The organism is Enterococcus infantis, assembly GCF_049166715.1.
Classification (GTDB): Bacteria; Bacillota; Bacilli; order Lactobacillales; family Enterococcaceae; genus Enterococcus_C; species Enterococcus_C leclercqii.
The window spans coordinates 65,760-86,991 of sequence record NZ_JBMHFB010000008.1; the positions used below are offsets into that span (position 1 = coordinate 65,760).

Sequence of the window (21,232 nt, forward strand, 5' to 3'; positions counted from 1 at the left end):
CCTAGTCCTCCTTAGGCTGACGTGGCGGGCGTGTTCCCCAGTATTGGAAGAAATCGGTCCGCAGCGCACCGTTATAAAGTTTGCGCTTCTTCGTTGCTTTCGCGCCATAAAATTCTTCAAATTGCAAATCGCTGGTAAGAATGTATTTACTCCAAGTCTTCAATGGTCGGAAGGCATCCCCCATCTGTTTGTACAGTTCTCGGACGGTTTCTTCTTCTCCTAAACGTTCACCATAGGGTGGGTTGGCCACAATTACGCCGTATTCTTTTTCAGTGGTGAAGTCTTTAACTGCTTGTTGTTTGAAGACGATGGAATCTCCCAATCCGATTTCCTCAGCGTTGGCAGCAGCAATTTCTACCATCCTGCCGTTGATATCAAAACCAGAAATATCTAGTTGAATATCGTAGTCCGCTTGTTCTTCTGCATGGGTTCGAACCGCTTCAAAGGTTTCATCAGAAAACCAGTCCCATTCTTCACAAGCAAAGCTGCGGTTAAATCCTGGCGCAATGTTATGTCCAATCAATGCAGCCTCGATACACAGTGTTCCTGAGCCGCAAACAGGATCTACAAAGGGACGGTCTTTGCGCCAATTAGTAAGCATCACCAAAGCTGCCGCCATGTTCTCTTTTAAGGGTGCCCCACCTTTTTCTAAACGATAGCCTCGTTTGAACAAGCTTGGTCCTGTGGTATCCAATGTAACCAGTACATGGTCTTTTAATAGAGCCACTTCCAGTTGGAACAAAGCTCCTGTTTCAGCCAATGGCACACTGGCTGGACGATGATAATAGCCACGCAAGCGTTCGACAATCGCTTTTTTCGTGATGGCTTGACAATCGGGAACACTGTAGAGTTTTGACTTGATGGACTTGCCTGCCACCGGGAAAGTGGCATCCAACGGTAAGAAATCCTCCCATGGCAATGCTTTGACTTTTTCAAAGAGTTCATCAAAGGTAAATGCATCAAACTCTCCGACTACGATTTTGATGCGATCTGCTGTTCGCAGCCACAAGTTGGCCGTAGCGATAGTTTCCATTGTTCCTTTGAATCGTGCCCGACCATTTTCAACTTGACAGTCGATTCCCAAATCTCTCAGTTCTTTTCCTACCAAGGCTTCTAATCCGCTAGCGGCAGTAGCCACCAGTGAGAATTCTTGCTTTTTTTCCATATTTTTGCTCCGATCTTTTTGAAATGACTCCCTCTCTTGTCAACTTTTGCCCAAGACAATAGTCCAAAAAAGAGTTCTTTATTTACATTACCATTTACCATTGGACAATACTACGAATCTGCAGTCTGGTCCAGTGGGAGAAAACTGTGATTTATTCAGCGGTATCAGATCAACTACCTAGGCAATTAGTCTGCCGCTTCTTTTCATAAAACTCGACAGGCTCACAACTGTTTCCGTTAAGAAACAATCATGAGCCTGCCGCTATACCCTGAAAGACTGTGATTTTCTGTAAGCCATGTTCTGTCCAGCTGCCATTTCAGGGAAATGAGCAGCGTGGGCAATCATCTATCTGCAATTGCTTGCCTTCTTGTATTCGTTTGATTCCGTCAAAGAAGCGCCCCTACCATTGTTTGGGTTGCTCGCTCGAGGGGTTTACCGCGTTCCACCGCCGCCGTTTCCAGTCAGCGCTTCGTCACTGTGGCACTTTCAAGGATACTGTCCCATGGCCGAAGCTTTAGGGAGTTTTCCTGCCGTTACCGGTCTCCCGGTACCCTGACTTATGGTTTCGTCAGGCACGAACACTACCGGCATCTCAGCCGGTGCGAGCATGGACTTTCCTCAGCCCGGTCTAGCCGGACCGCGATTGCCTGAAAATCACAGCATTATACCTTAATTAAAACTGACGTGTCCGTTCGTTGTCGTCGGAATTGTCGTCATTTGTGTAGTTGGCTGCATTCACGGAAGCGCGAGTCACGCCACCGATATCTGTAGCAGAAGCGTCTTGATCCAATTTTTTGCCAAAAACTTCTTTTTCCAAATTGGACAGACGTTTCAAGATATCGAAGTTCGTTACTGTCTGGCTCTTTGGCGCTTCTGGAGCTACGCGAGAAGTCACAGCACTACTTTTTTCCAACTGGGCTACGCGGGCAGTCAAACGATCATTTTCTTCTTGCAATGCCAAAATCTCTTTGTTGTAGCTTTCATAATCTTTGATGATATTATCCAAAAATTCATCAACTTCGACTGGATCATATCCCCGCATCTTCGTTTTGAATTCTTGTTGCAAAATGTCTTTTGGACTATAATTCAAGTTTGCCATCTCTATCTACACCTCATCCACTTTTTAAAAAGATTGCTCTTTCTCACTTATTCTATCAAAAAAACGCCATAAATCAAACACTATCCCTCAGATAACGTATTTTGTAAATCGTCCATTGTAATTTTTTCAATTTGATAAGGTCTCTTTGCTGAAAAATCTAAGGCATCTTTCAAAAACCACTGAGGCTTGCCGGGAAATTCATCATCATACAAAATCAATGAGCCACCGGAGTGTTCCAATAAAAATTGTGTATGATTTTTCAACTGCGCCGGGCTTTCATAAGGCTTATGACTGACGGCTTCGACAAAATCTGCCTTCAGCTTGACCTCAGTTAACAAAGACGCATTTTTTTCTTGCCACTGGCTTCCAAAATCGGCAAAGGGAAAGATGACGCCGATTTTAAATTCAGGGTACTCTTCCCGCAACAAAAATGCAGTTTGTGCGCCCCAGAGTTCTACACCGAGGTTGCCACCAATCAATAGCCACTCCAAACCCTCTTCCAGATAGGCTGTCAAGCGCTCCTTTAGGACTTTCTTAATGACTTCAATTTTAGGATCGTTGTCCTGAAAAACCCCCAGCTCATAGCTTCGGTATCCGGTAAGAACCAGTGTTTTGATACTTTCTTCCACAGTTTTTTTCCTTCTTACTAGCCTTTTTGGTATAATAATGCCGCAAGGAGCGTGAAATTATGGTTTTCAACTATCCCGACGGACGCAGTTATTCAAACGCAACTGCTTCTAAGCATACCCAACTGTCTGCCCAAAAGCAACCATCTCAGACAGCTTTAAAAAAAGACCTGACTAAACAAAGTTTTGGCAATCGCGGGATGCGGTTGGAAGAAGCAATCAATGAAAGCAACCTCTATTATTTGAACCGGCAGATGGCTGTCGTCCATAAAAAACCTACACCCATTCAGATTGTCAGTGTTGACTACCCGAAACGAAGCGCTGCGGTTATTAAAGAAGCGTATTTCAAAGAAGCGTCGACAACGGACTATAACGGTGTGTACAAAGGCTTTTATTTGGATTTTGAAGCAAAGGAAACTAAAAATAAACTGTCTTTTCCTTTTAAGAATTTTCACGACCATCAGATTCGGCACATGGAAGCCTGTTTAGCTCAGGAGGGCATTTGCTTTGTACTGTTGTGGTTTTCCACGTTGGAGCGTTGTTTCTTTTTGGACAGCCAAACATTGATCCATTATTGGCAACAGCAAAAAAGCACCGGCAAAAAATCGTTACCCCTTGCAGTCATCGAAAAAGAAGGCATCGAACTGCCTCGTAAAATCGCACCACGTATTCCCTACCTGGATGCAATAGATCGTTATTTGAAATCAAAGGAGGGCCTGTTTAATGGCCAATAACAACGAAGAGAACCTGTCGCGAACACAACGACGGGGACAAACTGGACAAAACAAGCCAACTACGAAAAAGCAACCCCAAAAAGCGCCTAAGAAAAAACTTACTGTCGGAAAAATTATCTGGCGAACCTTTGCGACTTTATTCATCTTAGGGTGTTTGGCATTTCTCAATGGCGTAGGGCTCTTTTGGTACTATGCCAAAGATGCACCAAAGATTGAAGATAGTAAGCTGGATGCTGCCGCTTCTTCCACATTTTATGCCGGTGATACACCGATTGCCGACTTAGGAGCTGAACGAAGGGAAAAAGTAGACTCCCAAGACATCCCGCAATTGTTGGAAGATGCCATTGTTTCTGTGGAAGACCGCCGCTTTTACAAACATATCGGTGTCGATCCGATTCGTATTGTAGGCTCAGCACTGTCAAATGTGACTTCCGGCGGCATGCAAGGTGGTTCTACGTTGACCCAGCAGCTAATTAAGCTCTCCTTTTTCTCTACGAAAGCCAGCGACCAAACCTTGAAGCGAAAAGCCCAAGAAGCATGGATGGCCGTTCAGTTGGAGAAAGAAAAGTCAAAGGAGGAAATCCTCACCTATTATATTAATAAAGTCTATATGTCAAACGGAATTTCTGGGATGCAGACCGCCTCACTAGCTTATTTTGGCAAGCCGCTAAAGGAACTGAATTTAGCCCAGACCGCTCTGCTGGCGGGTATGCCACAAGCTCCTGAAAGTTATGATCCTTACCGCCACGGTGATGTGGCAAAAAAACGGCGGGACATCGTTTTGTATACGATGCTTGAAAACAAGAAAATCACCCAGAAAGAATACGACGATGCCGTCAAGACACCAATTGATGACGGCTTGATCAAATTTGAAGATACACGTCAAGACTGGGCTGAGTATGATGGTTATATCAAAGAAGTCATTGCCCAAGTCAAAGAACTTACCGGTAAAGATGTCTATACGGACGGACTCCAGGTTTACACTAATTTAGATTTGGATGCTCAAAAACGCTTATATGAGATTGTCAATAGTGACCAATATATCCAATATCCCGATGACAAGATGCAAGTAGCAGCCACTTTAATGGATACTTCCAGCGGGAAAGTCATTGCCCAAATCGGTGGACGTAACATTGAAAAAGGCGTCGTTCTGGGAAATAATTTGGCTGTCAATACCTCCCGTGACTTTGGCTCTACCATGAAGCCAGTCACCGATTATGGTCCTGCTTTTGAATACTTGAAAGACTCCACTGCCCTACGTGTTGATGATGAACCTTACACTTACCCTGGAACTGATATCCAGGTTCGTAACTGGGATGGGAAGTACTTTGGTAATATCAGCCTACGCACTGCCCTGGCCTATTCCCGAAATGTGCCTGCAGTCAAAACCTTGGATGCCGTCGGTCTCGACAAAGCCAAAGAATTTCTTTCTGGTTTAGGCATCGATTATCAAACAATGGAATACTCCAATGCCATTTCCAGCAATACAAAACAAGACGGAACCAAGTATGGTGCCTCTTCTGAAAAATTGGCGGCTGCCTACAGCGCCTTTGCCAATGGCGGAACCTACTACAAGCCGTTATACATCTCTAAAATCGTGTACCAAGACGGCTCGGTGGATGAGTTCACCCCGGAAGGTAAACGTGCCATGTCACAAGGAACAGCTTATATGGTCACGGATATCTTGAAAGATGTCATCACTGAAGGTACCGGAACCAATGCTCAGATTCCAGGATTGATTCAAGCCGGAAAAACCGGGACCTCTAATTATACCGATGAAGACTTGGAACGCTTAGGCACTACAAGCGGCGTTTATCCGGATATTTTATTTGCCGGCTACACACCAGACTACTCTATGGCAGTTTGGACAGGATACAACGACCATTTAACACCGGTTACGGATCAATCCAACATGATTGCTTCTGCGGTCTATCGTGAATTAATGGCCTACGTTACTCGTAACAGCACAGTCAAGGATTGGGAGATGCCCGATGACCTCGTGCGCTCTGGTGGTGAATTGTATTTCAAAGATAACTACGTGCCGCCAGTGAGCTCTGTCGCACCTTCTTCGACTACACAATCCACAACAGCTTCGGTCACCTCCGAATCGTCAATCAGCGAATCATCCACAGCAGAAACTTCATCTACAGTGGCCTCTTCTGATAAACCAGCTTCTTCAGAAACGAGTTCTGAAGTGCAGTCTACACAACCTGTAGAAAGTTCTGAGCCACCGGTAACAAGTTCTGAAAGTACGGCTTCTTCAGAAACTACCACCAGCAGTGAGAAACCAGCTACAAATGGCGCTGGCCAGTAACAATCTCCTCCAAAGCGAATACTAAACGCGAGAGACAAGCAGAGCCAAGTCACTTCCATTAAAAATCATTGGAAGTGACTTGGCTCTTTTCTTTGTCAAAAATTTCAAACACTGGCTAACCTTCTACATTTTTCACAGCACTTTTTCTACTCTTCATTTTCAACCTTTAAGTAGCCTTAATCCCTAAACGTATTTGACCATCCTTACACATAAACAAGAGCGGACAGCCTTCACATTTCGGCGAGCGAGCCAAACAATGGTAGCGCCCAAAGAAAATCATGCGATGGTGGGCGGTCACCCAGCTATCTTGAGGTAACTTTTTCATCAGTATTTCTTCAACTTCCAGAACACTTGCCTTTTGTTTACAGATTCGTAAGCGTTTGGATACCCGCTCCACATGAGTATCCACGGCGATTGCGGGGATTTTGAATGCGTCGCCTAAAACGACATTTGCAGTTTTACGCCCTACTCCAGGAAGTGACATCAATTCCTCACGAGTGTGTGGGACTTTGCCACCAAACTCCCGCAATAGTTTTTCCGCACAAGCTTTGATATTCTTTGCTTTGTTTCGGTAAAGCCCAATTGTCTTGATTTTAGCGATAATATCATCCAACGGTGCTTGTGCTAAGGCCGTCGGATCCGGATAAGCAGCAAACAGTGCCGGTGTGGCTTTGTTAACCGAAACATCTGTCGCCTGTGCGGATAGGATGACTGCAATCAATAATTGAAACGAATTTTCGTGAATCAATTCACCGTGGGCATCTGGAAACATTTCGCCCATAATCGCAATGGCTTCTTGGGTTTGCTGTTTATTCAACATGACGGCTATTCCTCCTTGAATGGGTTATGAAGTGTGATCGGAGGCAATTTTTTTGTCTCTTGACTCTGAATCCTTCGAGGACTTTCGGCTTCTTTTTGCAACAAAGCTAATTTGCGCCGAGACTGCTCAGACATGACTTCTTCTTTGGTGGTAAGATTTTTCCCTTCCCAACTCAAAAGAATTCTGTCAATATAATTGAGACTGCGAGCCTGATGGGTTACTGCTTCTTTCAACGCCAGTCGAATCAGTTCAGGGTCGTAATGGTCCTCATCAAGCCAGCCAGCTATCTTTTCAAATTCCAAAGGAGACAACGGACGGCCAAACTCCTGTTCAAACAGCTGATACAAACGACTAATCTGATCATCTTTCTCGTTATCAGCTTCTTTCTTTTGCGCATCTTCCAGCAACACTGCCAGCCTTTTGTACATTGGCAGAAAATCATAGTGGTCGGTTTGCCGCCCACTCTCGTCTTGCTGCGTGACAATCTGCAGGCAGCCTTTAGCGATTACCCGCTGCAACAAATCAAAAACCTGAGCTTGTGTAATTCCCATACGACGTGCAATCAGATCTGGATCAGGGAAGCTGTCTCCGGTTTGCTGGCAACTGTTAAGCTCTAACCAAAAAACCAGCTCTTCAGTCGTTAATCCTAATTGCTGGTATTGCTCCAAAAGCAGTCTCGGGATGACAACCTGCCCGGTGGTAATAAATGATTCCAAAAAATCCATAGCTCACTCTATCCTTCTTCCTGAATTTATGATGCCTGTGCTCGAAAAAGAAAGACAGAAGCCTGCACCTCTGCCTTTTTCTGGTTCAGTTATTTACAGCTGCGATGATCTCAACTTCAATCAAGACATCTTTTGGCAGCCGGGCCACTTCTACCGCCGAACGTGCAGGCAATTCATCATCAAAGAACTCCGCATAAACTTCATTGAAGGCTGCGAAATCTTCCATATTCTTCAAAAAGCAGGTAGTTTTTACCACCGCATTTTTATTGCTGGCGGCTGCCTTCAACAGTCCCTCAATATTCTGGAAGACACGACAAGCTTGAGAACGGATGTCGTTACCTACGACTGCACCACTAATTGGATCTAGCGGGATCTGGCCGGAAGCAAACAGAAAGCCATTTGCAATTTTCCCTTGGACATAAGGCCCAATAGCTTGTGGTGCGTCAGTTGTTTGAATGACTTTCATCAACAAATCCCTCCAATTTTTGACAGTCAGAACAGAGTCCATAGACTTCCAGTCGATGTTCGGTGATTTCATAACCCGTCAGTTGACCAGCAGCCATCTCCACATCTTCCAACCCTGGATAATAGAAATCTTCTATTCGGCCACAATTTTTACAAATCGCATGGTAATGCGGCTTGTTTGTAAAATCAAAACGGCTCGAAGCATCGCCGTATTTCATTTCAATTACTAAGCCCTTGTCTACCAATAGACGCAGATTATTGTAGACAGTGGCAACGCTCATTCCAGAAAAACGTCCCGCCATCTCCTGATAAATCTCGTCAGCAGTGGGATGACTTTTGTGATTGGCTAAATACTCCATGATTGCATAGCGCTGCGGCGTGATTCGTACATTATCTTCTTTCAGATGCTGAATCGCCTCTTCGACAGTCAGATGCTCCATCACGATAGCCTCCTCTTCTTTTTTCTTCATGATACTAAAAGATTCACAAAAATTCTAGCCAGATCCAGCAAATCTCACCTTTTCATAAAAAAACGATGGCATTGCATTTAAGAAAAATAAAATCGTTTACACAAACCAGGGTATCTTTGAGCGGTCTTCTCTACTCCTCTCAAAAAAATGAGCAAGCAAAATCCACGAAAAAACACGAAAATTGAGAATCCACCAAAAAAAGCTTCCGAGAGGCTGTCTCGAAAGCCATTTCAACTGTCTGGAATAACGATTAGACGATCAATTCCTGACCAACGACAATCAAATCACTGCTGAGCCCATTTTGTGTCATCAATTGATCAACAGTTATACCATAAGTATTGGCAATGCCCCATAAAGTATCCCCAGAAACTACTTTATGAACGGATGTACTTGATTTCACCTGCACTTCCTCACTACTTTCGGAACTTGTCGTATTTTCTGCATAACTTGTTGCTTGAGTAGTTTGGGTATTGGAATTGGCAACATAGGTATTTGATGTGCTGGAAGTGTCGTACTGTGTTAGTCCATACGCCGCAATCAAGTAGTTCAGTTTGCTGGCATACCCAGGGTCCGTTGCATAGCGACCAGTCAAGTAAGCAGTTGCATCAAGATAGCTGCTGGTATTGCTCTTAAAGGCACCGGAATAGTGATACACCCCGCTGGAAAAACTCGTACTCCGAAGAACATTGGCATGATCCTGGATTGATTCCCAATAGGAACCATATTGGCGAAAAGGTTCGTTAATGGTTACCCACTGCCCATTCAGGTATTCAAGAGTTGGCATATAGACAGCCATGCCGTTGTATGTTCCTTTTACACCGAAAAGATTGTAATAAGGCGCCTGAGCAAGTGTCGAGCCACCATTGCCACTTTCCAGTAATGCCTGGGCAATCATAACAGATGCATATAAATCATTGGCATCCGCAATTTGGCTTGCGGCAGGCGCAATTTGAGCAATCAATGCAGCCGCTGCATCCGGCTGTTGATAATTGTATTCTGATGCTTGAACGCTTTGGCCATTCGTGAGACCAACAGTTGGCAAAGTGACCAATCCGGTTCCCACCACTACTGCTGCCCGTTGTAAATTTTTCTGCTGGGCACGCTGCTTGGCAATTCTACGTTCGCTGCGGGATTTGTAGGTATTCATGTTTCCCTCCTGATTAAGTCTTTAAAGAGACTTCGATAACACAAGTCATTCTAATTAACTGTCATCATTATACGAGTGCTGTGAGAAAAGGACAAGTGATATAGCTTCAAAATTTACACAACAGTTCTTTTAGTCACATAAAAAAAAGAAAAACCTGCACAGAAAGGAACTGTGCAGGCTCAGATTAATCAAAGACTTTTAAAAGTTTCAACGACGTTTTCAACAGTAAATCCGAATTCTGACAAAACTTTATCTCCAGGAGCAGAAGCACCAAAATGATCAATGGCAATCACTTTTCCAGAGGTCCCTGTATACTTCTCCCAACCAAAGGAAGCCGCAGCCTCAACAGCTACACGCTTAGTAACTGTTTTCGGAAGAACTGCTTCTTTGTATTCTTCAGATTGCGCTTCAAATAAGTCAAAGCTTGGAATGGAGACAACAGAAACATCGACGCCCTCTTCAGCCAAAGCTTTTTGAGCTTCATAAGCCAAACCTACTTCAGACCCGGTGGCAATCAAGATGCCTTCAGGTGTTTCCCCCTTAGAGGCGGATAATACGTACCCACCTTTGGCAACATTTTTGTCAGCTTGTTCTGCTGTACCTGGAAGAACTGGTAGATTTTGCCGACTCAGAACTAAAACAGTTGGAGTTTTTTGAGAGTTCATAGCAATTTTCCAAGCTGCTCGTGTTTCATTACCATCTGCTGGACGAATAACGTGCACATTTGGCATGCAACGCAGACTAGCCAGTTGTTCAATTGGTTCATGTGTCGGACCATCTTCACCCACAGCAACCGAGTCGTGGGTCAAAACATAAGTGACCGGTAAATGTTGAATAGCAGACAGCCGTAATGCTGGTCGCAAGTAATCAGTGAACACGAAGAAAGTCCCACCATAGATTCTTGTGCCACCATGCAACTGGATACCGTTCATCGCCGCAGCCATCGCAAATTCACGGACCCCAAACCAAATATTTCGGCCATCATAGTTCCCCGGCTCAAAGGCCTTTTCAGCAGCAACCATCGTATTGTTGGAGGAAGAAAGATCGGCAGAACCGCCCCAAAAACCAGGTACTGCTTGTGAAATGGCCTGGATCATTTCTTTACTGGATACTCGACTAGCCTGACTAGAACCTTCTTCGTAAACTGGCAATTCAGCATCCCAATTTTCAGGCAGCTTGTTTGCAAAAGCAGCTTTGAATTCAGCAGCCAGCTCTGGGTATTCTAAACTATAACGTTCAAACATTCCTTCCCATGCAGCCTGTGCTTGAGCGCCACGATCCATGATTGTTTCCTTGAAGCGGGCAGCAGCTTCTTCTGGAACTGTAAATTCTGGGTAATCCCAACCATAAACTTTTTTCGCTGCGGCCAGACCTTCTGCCCCCAGTGGTGCACCGTGAACTTTGTTAGTGCCTTCGTTTGGTGCGCCAAAACCGATAACTGTCTTCACTTCGATTAAAGTCGGCTTTTCTTTTTCCGCTTTTGCTTCTTCAATTGCTCGGTTGATAGCTTCCATATCATTGCCGTCTTTTACCAAGATATGCTGCCAACCGTATGCTTCAAATCGTTGACCGACATTTTCAGTGAAGGCCATTGAAGTAGGACCGTCTAAGGAGATATCATTGGAATCATACAAGACAATCAACTTATCCAATTTCATATGACCAGCCATTGAGCTGGCTTCTTGAGAAACACCTTCCATCAAGTCGCCGTCTCCGCAAATTGCATAAGTATAGTGATCAACAACTGAAAAATCAGGTTGATTGAATTTAGCCGCTAAATGCGCTTCAGCCATCGCCATTCCGACGGCCATTGCAATCCCCTGACCCAATGGACCTGTCGTAGCCTCAACCCCATCTGTATGATCGACTTCCGGATGACCAGGGGTTTTGCTGCCCCATTGGCGGAATCCTTTCAAATCATCGATGCTGACTTCATAACCAGCGCAGTGCAATAAGCTGTAAAGTAGTGCAGAACCGTGGCCAGCAGATAACACGAAACGGTCACGGTCAGCCCAGTCTCTAGACGTCAATGGATTAACTTTCAGATGACGGGTCCAGAGGGCGTATGCCATTGGTGCTGCCCCCATCGGGAGTCCCGGGTGTCCAGAATTAGCTTTTTGAATTGCTTCAATACTTAGTGTGCGCAAGGTGTTGACGCCTAATTGATCGACTTTATCAAACAATTGAAATTCCTCCTATATTTTCGTTTAGGTATATTATACCTTTATTTGTTCTTCCATGCAAAACAATGTGACTGTAATTGAATAGATTATTCCCGACCGTGCAGACCCTTTTCCTTTTGAATCTGTTTCAATTTGTCCGGTGTCACATCATTGCCTTCGGGATCGACAACTTTCATCCCTTCGATATGGTGCCGCATGCCGGAGCGAAAGGCCTCCAAGTATTCTTTTCGTAGCAATATCTGTTCTTTTTCTTCAGCAGCAGTCAATGTTCCAGCTTTCTTCTTGCGACCCAGTTCATTGATTCGTGCCATTTTTTCTTCTGACAGCATTTGTCTACCTCCTTTGACTCAACCAGCGATGTCATGTTTGCCCCTTATCCGGACAATCATTTGCCAACCCGCTGTTTTCTTGTTCTTAATGGCATTCCATCCCCCTTATCATAAACTAATCCTGCTTAAATTTATAGTCCTAATTCATCGAAGGTTTTTGATTTTCAGTTTGCCTTTTCGATCATCAGTGCCCCCTTTTTCATGCTTTCCGGCAAAATTTATTCGCCTAGCTCCCAGGGAACAAAAAGGGAACAAGTTTTGCTAAAAGACGAACATTTGTTTGATTTCGCTTTTTTCCTATGGTACACTGGATTTAGAAAAGAAAGTAGGTGCAGTCATGGCGAAACGAACAGACTCCCGTCAAGAGGAGATCCTACGCTTCATTCATGAACGGGTAGAAAACAAAGGGTACCCGCCCACAGTTAGAGAAATTGGCGAAGCAGTGAATCTGTCTTCCACCTCTACGGTTCATGGTCATCTATCCCGCCTGGAGAAAAGAGGCCTCTTACAACGAGATCCCACCAAACCGCGAGCAATCGAGCTTACTCGCTTAGGATTAGATTTAATTGGCATTAAAGATGAGGCGATTCCGATGTTGGGTGTGGTGACTGCCGGAGAGCCGATTTTGGCTGTAGAAGAAGCTTCTGATTTCTTCCCCATTCCGCCAAACCTTTCAAATGATGTCGGCAGTTTGTTCATGTTGACCATCAAAGGCGAGAGTATGATTAACATTGGTATCTTAGATGGTGATCAAGTCATCGTGAGACAGCAGCGGGATGCTCAAAATGGCGATATTGTCATTGCAATGACGGATGAAAATGAGGCGACTTGCAAACGATTTTTCCGAGAAAAGGACCATATTCGCTTACAGCCGGAAAATGATTTTATGGATCCTATTATTCTGCCTGACGTGACCATTTTAGGCCAAGTAGTCGGTCTTTACCGTAATCACATTGGCTAACAGTTGGAAATCTTCAAAGTAATTTTGAGGATTTCTATTTTTTTGCTTTACAAACCGAACAAACATTCGTATAATAAGAATACAAACATTTGTTCGTATAAATTAAATGAGGTGACGATAATGAACGGAATTCGTAATATTGCATTGGTCGGTTTAGGCTTGTTGATTAGCTTCGTGGTTGTCAACTATGGTGCCCCATTGGCTGCTCTGATTTTTGTGCCCTTATTTTTCCTGTGGTTCACACTTTGGGATGATAAAAAGGTCAAACAAGCCGAACGGCAACAAAATCGGACGGTCAGTTACCCTCACAGTGGAAAATATTAATAGATTAACCCAAGTATTTTCTCTTTTTAAAATAGAAAGACCAACAGGAAAGAGCCCCGCAAAAGCAGTCATAAGCAGCTTTTGCGAGGCTTTTTATAGTAGCTTTTTATAGTGGCTTTTTTATTGAGTTTCTTATATGATTACAAAAAAACCTGCCGAGGAATGCACCTCAGCAGGTTTTTTTCGTAACTCAGTAGTCCATCAACGTTTTGATTTCATAATTTGCGATTTTGTCACGTCCATGTAACTCTTTTAGTTCAATCAAAAATGCGCAACCTACAACGATTCCACCCAATTTTTCAACCAAGTCGATAGTGGCTTTGACAGTACCACCGGTTGCCAAGAGATCATCACATACCAATACTTTTTGACCTGGTTTAATGGCGTCAGCGTGCAACGTCAATGTGTCGCTCCCGTATTCCAAATCATAGGAAACAGAAATCGTTTCGCGGGGAAGCTTTCCTGGTTTGCGCACCGGTGCAAAACCAACGCCGAGTTCGTATGCGACTGGACAACCTACGATAAATCCACGGGCTTCCGGTCCAACCACCATATCAATGCCTTTTTCTTTTGCATAATCCACGATTTGTTTAGTTGCTTCTCGATAGGCCATGCCGTCTGCCATCAGAGGCGAAATATCCCGAAAAACGATTCCTTTTTGAGGGTAATCGGGAATGCTGGCAATATAGTCTTTTAAATCCATGTTGGTTCCTCCTAATTTTTCATTGAACGATTGGCAGAGCGTCTGTTTGCCCTGTTCTTTGCTAAACCACATAAAAGTCAACTCAATCTGTCAGCCAGGCTTTCAATGCAGCAGAATCGCTCAACAACAAAAACTCTTCACTTTTTATTTTTTTCAACCTGCGTTGGTACACACTGCTAGAATCCAGTGGTTTTTTATCCGCCACCACAGCAGGTGTTAAAACACCATCGCTTATTGTAACAAATTCCAAGTCAAAAAACACCTGGATCATGAAAATCAATAATTTCTGCGGAATCTGCAGGTATTGCGCAATCTGTGGTAGTTTATTACGGACATCAATTCTGCTTTGAGCAGCAATTAGTTTGAATAACCTAGCATACTGTTCTCTTGTACCGATCCCATCTAAATAGGCTTCATCTTCTGCTTGCAAAATCAGCATAATCCGCTTGATTCCGGTAAGTTTCGTGATTTCCTTAATCTGAGTTGGTTCCTCTGGGCAATCAAGAAAAGCCAATTCGCTAAAACTGCCACTAGATAAGTATTGTTGCAATTGTTCTTGGTCATGATAATAATGAATATCTCTTGCAGGCAGATCAACTTTACTATTGGAAGCTTTCTCAAATGCAATCAAAAGCGTGTCATTTGTTGGATTGAATTGACGTCGATTTTTCTTTGCTCGCAAATCAAATAGTTGAATGCCCTTCACTTGAAAGTCCAAGAGCTGCATCTGAGGTTTCTTATTGCCATTCCATTCATTCACAGAGAGCTCACCGACAATAGTGAAACGATCATTGCGAAACTCAGCAATTTCATTTCCAAAATCAAAGCCAATCACATCCAGCGCCTCAGTTGAGGAAGCGTCCTGCACTTCCATCTTCAAATGTTGCTGATTTGAACCAATCTGCCTGAGAACAGAAGTCCCTTCTCCTTTTAAAGCAAAGCGGGGAATCGGGTTATCGGTTCCAAAGGGGGCGATTTTTCTGAGTTCTTCTACAAAGGATAAGGTAACGTCCTTGACAGTTAGCACCTCATCAATGACCAGTTCTTCCCCCTGATCGAGCTTGCTCTGGGTTTCAGACAGATACGCTACCATCTGTTTCTGCAACAGCGGTAGATTCTCTTTTGCAAGGCTCAAGCCGACAGCTGCGTGGTGACCACCAAAACTGGTGAATAGTTCCCGCATCCCGTTTAACATCTCATAGAGGTTTACCGCTTCAATACTGCGGCCAGAACCTTTCGCAATGCCATCTTCTTTAATGGTCATAACAATTGTCGGTTTGCCGGTATTGCGTAGGATTCTTCCTGCTACGATGCCTAAGACTCCTTCATGCCAACCAGGAGCAGCTATCAAATTGATCGGACTTTCCGGATCCAATAATTGTTGTGCTTCTTCCGTAATGGCTGTTACCAGCGCTTTACGTTCTTCATTAATTCGATCCAGTTCCAATGCTAATTGGCGAGCCTCTGCATCATCAAAGGTGGTCATTAAGGTAACCGCAGGATTGGGATCTTCCAACCGTCCAATAGCATTCAGCCGAGGACTGATTGCAAAGCCAATCATAGTTTCATCAACTTCAGAGATTTTACTTTGGGCTGCTTTAAAGAGTTCCTGTAAGCCGATGCGCTCCGTTTGTTTAATGATTTGTAAGCCAATGGTTACTAACGCACGGTTTTCATCCGTCAGCGAAACCATATCAGCAATTGTCCCGATTGCTACCATATCTAAAAATTCCAACGGCACCTCATCCAATAAGGCACAGGCAACCTTGAAGGCCACCCCAACACCCGCCAGTTCGCCAAAAGGATAATTGCCATTTGGATGACGGGGATGGATGATTCCAAACGCATTTGGCAGCTCTGTGGGTAGTTCGTGATGGTCAGTCACAATGACATCTACGCCGACACTGTTGGCATAGTCGATAGCCTCATGACCGGAAACTCCATTGTCCACGGTGACAATCAGTTGAATGCCGCTTTCAATCATATCTTGATAAACCTGTTTATTAGGTCCATAGCCGTCTGTAAAACGATTTGGCAGATAAACAGTTACGTCAGCGCCTAAAAGTTCCAGTGCTTCTTTCATAACAGTTGCACTGGTAATGCCATCTGCATCATAATCGCCATAGACTAAGATTCGCTCGCCGTTTTCAACAGCCTCCTGCAACCGCTGGATAACCTTTTCCATGTCGTAAAACAAAAAAGGATCATAGAGATCAGCCAACTGTGGATTTGTAAAATGTTCCAAGGCTTCCGATGTACGAATGTTTCGTTGCCACAAAATTCTGGCTATAGTTTCTGAGAAGCCTTGCTGTGTAATTAAATCCCGAAATTCTGCCGAAAAAGAGGTTTCTTCCGGCATTTTCCATTGATATCTTGCATTGCGCACATGATCACTCCCAACTGAATAATTATAGCAAAGCAGTTGCCTTCTGAAAAGAATCCCGCAAGTAAATCTTTGACGCGCTGTAAAATTTAAGCAAAAGAACAGCTTTGGGGAAAGATCCCACAAAGCTGTTCTTTTGGGTAGAAACATTTAGAAAGCTTTAGTCGCCTTCTGCTTTCTTATCTTTCTCGTTATTTAAAGTTACCTTTTCTACAACTATTTTTTCTCCGCTGGAAGAAGCAGTCTCAGCCTCGGAAACAGTGTCTCGTTGAGTCGTCAACTCTCGTTTCAAGGTCTTGATCTGCTTTTTTTGCTGCCAAAGAGTACCTGTAGATACCAAAGACATAATCAAAGCACCGACAAATGCAGACGCAATGATAACTATAATCAAGGGTGCTTCCACTTGGGCAAGCAGGAAATTGACCGCAACAGATTGGTTATTAAACACCGCAAATAGCACGATTACAAAAATCAAAACAAAACCTGCGATGAGTCGCCATTGTTTTTTCATCGGTATTCCCTCCCATTCATAGTTCACTACCATTCACCGGATTCTCACAAAACGTCATTTACAAAGGTGCACCACTTATTTCTTATTGAACAGTCCACCCGCCAAGAAATCCCCCATAGTAGGAAACAAAGTATAAAACCGTGCCGCGATTTCCATATACCCTGGCGCATTGATCTCCCGTTTAGGATGTTCTACGCTGGCAATGATTCTTCTTGCAAGTTTTTCGGGATCCAACACGTGATTGCCCAAAGTCTGCAAATAATTACCGGAAGGATCTGCTTTATCAAAAAATTCCGTTTTGATGGGACCGGGATTAACAGTTGTTACTGCAATATTGGCCGGCTTCAACTCCAGGCGCAGCGCATTGGAAAAACCTAATACGGCAAATTTTGTTGCCGAGTAGACCGTCGATTTCGGTGTAGCCATTTTGCCAGCCATCGAAGCAATGTTGATAATATGACCTGGACGTGCTGCTGCCACCATATCAAGCACAACTTTTTGCGTTAAGACCATCATACCCAACACATTGACTTCAAACATCTTAAAAATATTTTCCCGCTCAAAATCGGTAAAGTTTTCAAAAATACCGAAGCCGGCGTTATTAATCAGAACATCTATCGGGCCTACTTCAGCTGCGACTTTTTCCAATAGACTGTCGACACTGGTGGGCTCCGCAACATCCAGCTGAAAAGCATAGGCCGCTTTTCCGCTGAATTCTGCACATTTTTCCTTGACCTGACCGATAAGATTGATGCGGCGGGCACAGGTTACAACAATAGCGCCTTTTTTCGCAGCAGCGTAGCAGATCTGTTCCCCTAATCCCGCTGAACCACCAGTCACCAAAACTACTTTATCTTGTAAATTCATGCCAACTTCCTCACTTTCTTCTATAAATCAGTTAAAGGGGACTTCCACCACATCGAAATCTTTCACGATACGGCTATTGGGAAAGACTCCCTGTGCTTCTTTTTCCAACTCAATCGCGTCTTTCGCTAAATACCGAGCTGAGATATGGGTCAATAATAAGCAAGTTGCACCTGCTTCTTTGGCTACCTGTGCTGCTTGTTCAGTAGTGGAATGGAAATAGGAGCAGGCCATTTGGGCTTCATTTTTATTAAATGTACTTTCATGGACCAATACATCAGCATTTTCAGCCAATCGAATTGAAGCTTGCGTAAAGCGGGTATCCCCCAATATAGTTACAATACGGCCACGGCGCTTTTGTCCCACAAAATCTAAACCATTGATTTTACGTCCGTCAGGCAAGGTTACTGTTTCTCCTTTTTTCAAGCGACCAAATAACGGTCCGGGTTTAACTCCCAATGCCAACAGCTTGTCGGCTTGCAGTTCCCCTTCATGATCCGCTTCTACCACACGATAACCGAAGCTGTCAATCCCGTGATCAAGCTTTTCACAAATCACTTTGAATTGCTTGTCTTCAAAGACAACACCATTTTCTGCAATTTCAATAAATTTCAGTGGATACGACAGGCGGGTCTGGGACACTCGCAGTGCCATTTGGACAAAATCTCGTATACCTCTGGGGCCATAAATTTCAAGGGGCTCTGTCCCACCTTGAAAAGAGCGACTGGAAATTAAGCCCGGCAACCCAAAAATATGATCGCCATGAAGATGGGTGATAAATATTTTTTCAATTTTTCGCGGGCGGATGGTTGAACGCAGGATCTGCATCTGAGTTCCTTCCCCACAATCAAATAGCCAGACCGCATTGCGCTCATCTAGCAGCTTTAAAGCAATACCGGTCACATTGCGATGTTTCGCCGGTACACCGGCTCCGGTTCCTAAAAATTCGATTTCCATGAGTGTTATTCCTGACTTTCTGTTAAACTGGGCCACTGCTCGACTTGTATAAATTCTTAAATTTACTCTACTCGTCGCCTGTATTTAGCCAGTCCTCAGTATAGCATTTTTTACAATAGGCTGTCAGTCCTTTGCAGAAGCATTTGAACTGTCTGTCTCTTCATTGGTATTATCATGTTGTTTTTGCCAAGCTTGCTGGGCATTATTTTTCGTGTCTTTTTCCACCTGTTGGGCCTTTTTGATTTCTTCTTCGACTTCCTGGTAATCAAAACGACTAATACCGCCGCGCAATTGATTGATAATGATTTCATTGATCGGCCGATTGTCTTCTTCTTCAGCAATCAAAATTAGGCCAGTCTGTCCTTCAGCAATATCAGAAACGAGGAATTCAAAGATGTTGCGCGCATTTTTAATCTCCCGGGCATCTTGGGTTGCGCCAATCATACTGCCACCGACCCAGCCTAAAAGCATCGTCAACGGACCCACCAAAATACCAACCAGCATCCCAATCAGCCCGCCGGTTGAGGTCTTATTGCTACCGGTAAAATCAACAAAGTCTTCTATTTTAAATTTATGCTGTCCGTCATTCGAATGGGTCACGACAGCCATCTGCTCTCCTTTAACTTGCCCTGTGGCTGCTAATCTCTTCAGCTCAGAAAAGCCTTGGTATGCCAGTGACTCCATCTCGAAGTTCATTACGATTACACGTTTTGTCATTTTTTCTTCCTCCTTCATTTGTGACAACTCACTTTTACTTATTTTACCAATAACCAGAAAGATTGAAAAAGATTCGCTCTTTTCTGCCATTTGCCACACTGCTGGTGACCCTTGCGTTTGGGTAATCATTAGCAAACCATTGCAAAGCTGCCTTTTTCTGATTTTCTTGTGACGCAATCCTTTCTAAAATAAAAATGCAACCTCCACTATTCTTTAGCGGAAGCTGCTTGTCTTACTAACAAAAAAAGGAAATACCGAAGCATTTCCCTTTTTATAGGATTTGATCAAAATAATATCTTCTAAGAAGGAAGCTGATGATAAAGAGCCTTTTTACTTGTGACTCAGGTTTGGTCATTTCTCATCATAGGATAGTGACAAGATACTTGTCACCATCTTTTTTGTGAAATTATTTATTCAACAAACTCAAACTCAAAATTGCCGATCCGAACGATGTCGCCATCTTTGGCGCCACGGGCACGCAATGCTTCATCAACTCCTAAAGAGCGTAATTGGCGAGCAAAACGCATCACTGTTTCATCATGGGCGAAGTTGGTCATCTGGAAGAGCTTCTCAATCTTCGGTCCACTCAAGACCCACGTTGCATCTGGCTCACGGTCAATAGCAAATTCCGGTTCATCGGAGGTAAAGCCATAGTGAACTGCTTCTTCTTCCACTTCCTCTTCCTCGTAAAGCGGGAATTCCGGTGTCTTTTCTAACAGGTCAGCTGTTGCGTTTAGCAGATTATCCAAGCCTTTACGGGTTACCGCTGAAATTGGGAAAATCAGAAGATCCTCTGCAAACTCATCCGTTTTTTCTTTCGCTAGCTCTTCTTTAAACTGAGCTAGATTTTCTTCTGAATTTGGCATATCCATCTTATTGGCTACAATAATCTGAGGCCGTTCCAACAAACGTAAATTGTGTTCGCCCAGCTCTTTGTTGATCGCCAGATAATCCTCGTAAGGATCACGGCCCTCCATTCCGCTCATATCAATTACATGAAGAATCACTCGAGTTCGTTCGATATGTCGTAAAAACTGAGTTCCCAGTCCTACACCTTGAGAAGCACCTTCAATCAATCCTGGAAGATCTGCGACTACAAAGCTGCGATTATCAGAAGTATTGACCATCCCAAGATTTGGCACCAAAGTCGTAAAATGATAGGCACCGATTTTAGGACGTGCGGCGGAAATGACAGACAACAAAGTCGACTTCCCAACTGAAGGAAAGCCTACCAGCCCCACATCTGCTAAGACTTTCAGTTCCAACTCGATCCGGCGTTCTTGGCCAGGCTCACCATTTTCGGCAATTTCTGGTGCTGGGTTTCGTGGGGAAGCAAAACGAATGTTGCCCCGCCCTCCGCGTCCGCCTTTAGCAACAACCAAGGTCTGACCGTTTTCAATGAGGTCGCCCAGTAAAGCGCCGGTATCGGCATCACGAACCGTCGTGCCCGGTGGAACTTTAACAAAGGTATCCTCTGAGCCACGACCGTGCATTCCTTTACTCATTCCATTTTCGCCGGGATGGGCACGGAAATGACGATTGTAACGAAAATCCATCAATGTGCGCAAGCCTTCTTCAACCATCAAGACCACATCGCCACCGCGACCACCGTCACCGCCGGCCGGGCCACCATCGGGAACATATTTTTCCCGTCTAAAAGCTACCATCCCGTCACCGCCCTTACCGGCTTTAACGTCAATGGTTACTTGATCTAAAAACATGGACATCATTTGTC

General features: G+C 44.1%; 21 protein-coding genes and 1 other RNA gene. 4 read left to right on the plus strand and 18 right to left on the minus strand.

Annotated features, from left to right (window positions below; translation table 11 throughout):
- Position 1 precedes the first annotated feature (1 nt).
- The 4 genes from ACOMA8_RS10570 to ACOMA8_RS10585 all read right to left on the minus strand — a co-directional run bounded on the left by ACOMA8_RS10570 (position 2) and on the right by ACOMA8_RS10585 (position 2,881).
- Entirely contained in the window at positions 2-1,165 is a 1,164-nt protein-coding gene (locus ACOMA8_RS10570; protein WP_161899763.1) for a THUMP domain-containing class I SAM-dependent RNA methyltransferase, read from the minus strand.
- 284 nt (positions 1,166-1,449) lie between these two features.
- Positions 1,450-1,820, minus strand: an RNA gene (gene rnpB, locus ACOMA8_RS10575) — RNase P RNA component class B.
- A gap of 18 nt (positions 1,821-1,838) precedes the next feature.
- Positions 1,839-2,264 (minus strand): cell division regulator GpsB, encoded by a 426-nt coding sequence (gene gpsB / locus ACOMA8_RS10580; RefSeq protein ID WP_421370623.1) that lies wholly within the window; start codon positions 2,262-2,264, stop codon positions 1,839-1,841.
- 80 nt (positions 2,265-2,344) lie between these two features.
- Positions 2,345-2,881 (minus strand): SLOG family protein, encoded by a 537-nt coding sequence (locus tag ACOMA8_RS10585; RefSeq protein ID WP_421370828.1) that lies wholly within the window; start codon positions 2,879-2,881, stop codon positions 2,345-2,347.
- Between the two features lie 71 nt (positions 2,882-2,952).
- On the opposite strand from ACOMA8_RS10585, the gene recU reads away from it, so the two are divergent.
- Together recU and ACOMA8_RS10595 are read left to right on the plus strand one after the other, a co-directional pair.
- Positions 2,953-3,624: a Holliday junction resolvase RecU gene (recU, locus tag ACOMA8_RS10590; RefSeq protein WP_421370626.1), complete on the plus strand. Its 672-nt coding sequence runs from the start codon at positions 2,953-2,955 to the stop codon at positions 3,622-3,624.
- A 13-nt stretch (positions 3,625-3,637) separates the two neighbouring features.
- Positions 3,638-5,938, plus strand: coding sequence for a transglycosylase domain-containing protein (locus tag ACOMA8_RS10595; protein ID WP_421370830.1), 2,301 nt, complete (start codon positions 3,638-3,640; stop codon positions 5,936-5,938).
- A 166-nt stretch (positions 5,939-6,104) separates the two neighbouring features.
- On the opposite strand, the gene nth is transcribed toward ACOMA8_RS10595, so the two are convergent.
- From nth to ACOMA8_RS10630, 7 genes are all read right to left on the minus strand, one after another.
- Complete coding sequence (gene nth / locus ACOMA8_RS10600; RefSeq protein WP_421370628.1) at positions 6,105-6,758, minus strand: endonuclease III; 654 nt, start codon at positions 6,756-6,758, stop codon at positions 6,105-6,107.
- 5 nt (positions 6,759-6,763) lie between these two features.
- A complete protein-coding gene (locus ACOMA8_RS10605) occupies positions 6,764-7,483 on the minus strand; it encodes a DnaD domain protein (RefSeq protein WP_421370630.1) in 720 nt (239 codons plus the stop codon).
- 85 nt (positions 7,484-7,568) lie between these two features.
- Positions 7,569-7,949, minus strand: a complete 381-nt coding sequence (locus tag ACOMA8_RS10610; RefSeq protein WP_421370632.1) for a RidA family protein — start codon at positions 7,947-7,949, stop codon at positions 7,569-7,571.
- Positions 7,927-8,388 carry a Fur family transcriptional regulator gene (locus tag ACOMA8_RS10615; protein ID WP_421370633.1) on the minus strand — a complete coding sequence of 154 codons (462 nt, stop codon included), beginning with the start codon at positions 8,386-8,388 and terminating at the stop codon, positions 7,927-7,929. The genes ACOMA8_RS10610 and ACOMA8_RS10615 overlap by 23 nt, the downstream gene beginning before the upstream one ends.
- A gap of 280 nt (positions 8,389-8,668) precedes the next feature.
- Complete coding sequence (locus ACOMA8_RS10620; RefSeq protein WP_421370635.1) at positions 8,669-9,565, minus strand: glucosaminidase domain-containing protein; 897 nt, start codon at positions 9,563-9,565, stop codon at positions 8,669-8,671.
- A gap of 188 nt (positions 9,566-9,753) precedes the next feature.
- Positions 9,754-11,748, minus strand: a complete 1,995-nt coding sequence (gene tkt, locus ACOMA8_RS10625; RefSeq protein ID WP_161899754.1) for a transketolase — start codon at positions 11,746-11,748, stop codon at positions 9,754-9,756.
- Positions 11,749-11,834: 86 nt separating this feature from the next.
- Positions 11,835-12,077 (minus strand): DUF896 family protein, encoded by a 243-nt coding sequence (locus ACOMA8_RS10630; RefSeq protein ID WP_161899753.1) that lies wholly within the window; start codon positions 12,075-12,077, stop codon positions 11,835-11,837.
- 337 nt (positions 12,078-12,414) lie between these two features.
- Here ACOMA8_RS10630 and lexA point away from each other — a divergent pair, with 337 nt between their 5' ends.
- Both lexA and ACOMA8_RS10640 read left to right on the plus strand, forming a co-directional pair.
- Complete coding sequence (lexA, locus tag ACOMA8_RS10635; protein ID WP_161899752.1) at positions 12,415-13,038, plus strand: transcriptional repressor LexA; 624 nt, start codon at positions 12,415-12,417, stop codon at positions 13,036-13,038.
- 120 nt (positions 13,039-13,158) lie between these two features.
- On the plus strand, positions 13,159-13,362 hold the full coding sequence (locus ACOMA8_RS10640) for a hypothetical protein (RefSeq protein ID WP_161899751.1): 204 nt from the start codon (positions 13,159-13,161) through the stop codon (positions 13,360-13,362).
- A gap of 190 nt (positions 13,363-13,552) precedes the next feature.
- On the opposite strand, the gene ACOMA8_RS10645 is transcribed toward ACOMA8_RS10640, so the two are convergent.
- From ACOMA8_RS10645 to obgE, 7 genes are all read right to left on the minus strand, one after another.
- Positions 13,553-14,065: an adenine phosphoribosyltransferase gene (locus ACOMA8_RS10645; RefSeq protein WP_161899750.1), complete on the minus strand. Its 513-nt coding sequence runs from the start codon at positions 14,063-14,065 to the stop codon at positions 13,553-13,555.
- A gap of 82 nt (positions 14,066-14,147) precedes the next feature.
- Positions 14,148-16,451, minus strand: coding sequence for a single-stranded-DNA-specific exonuclease RecJ (recJ, locus tag ACOMA8_RS10650; protein ID WP_421370639.1), 2,304 nt, complete (start codon positions 16,449-16,451; stop codon positions 14,148-14,150).
- A 157-nt stretch (positions 16,452-16,608) separates the two neighbouring features.
- The gene (locus ACOMA8_RS10655) at positions 16,609-16,959 is read right to left on the minus strand and encodes a LapA family protein (RefSeq protein WP_421370641.1); all 351 of its coding nucleotides are present in this window, start codon (positions 16,957-16,959) and stop codon (positions 16,609-16,611) included.
- A 75-nt stretch (positions 16,960-17,034) separates the two neighbouring features.
- Entirely contained in the window at positions 17,035-17,826 is a 792-nt protein-coding gene (locus ACOMA8_RS10660; protein WP_421370644.1) for an SDR family NAD(P)-dependent oxidoreductase, read from the minus strand.
- A gap of 27 nt (positions 17,827-17,853) precedes the next feature.
- Positions 17,854-18,780: a ribonuclease Z gene (rnz, locus tag ACOMA8_RS10665; protein ID WP_421370646.1), complete on the minus strand. Its 927-nt coding sequence runs from the start codon at positions 18,778-18,780 to the stop codon at positions 17,854-17,856.
- A gap of 123 nt (positions 18,781-18,903) precedes the next feature.
- Positions 18,904-19,497 carry a DUF1269 domain-containing protein gene (locus tag ACOMA8_RS10670; protein ID WP_421370648.1) on the minus strand — a complete coding sequence of 198 codons (594 nt, stop codon included), beginning with the start codon at positions 19,495-19,497 and terminating at the stop codon, positions 18,904-18,906.
- A gap of 410 nt (positions 19,498-19,907) precedes the next feature.
- Complete coding sequence (obgE, locus tag ACOMA8_RS10675; RefSeq protein ID WP_161899745.1) at positions 19,908-21,224, minus strand: GTPase ObgE; 1,317 nt, start codon at positions 21,222-21,224, stop codon at positions 19,908-19,910.
- Positions 21,225-21,232 lie beyond the last annotated feature (8 nt).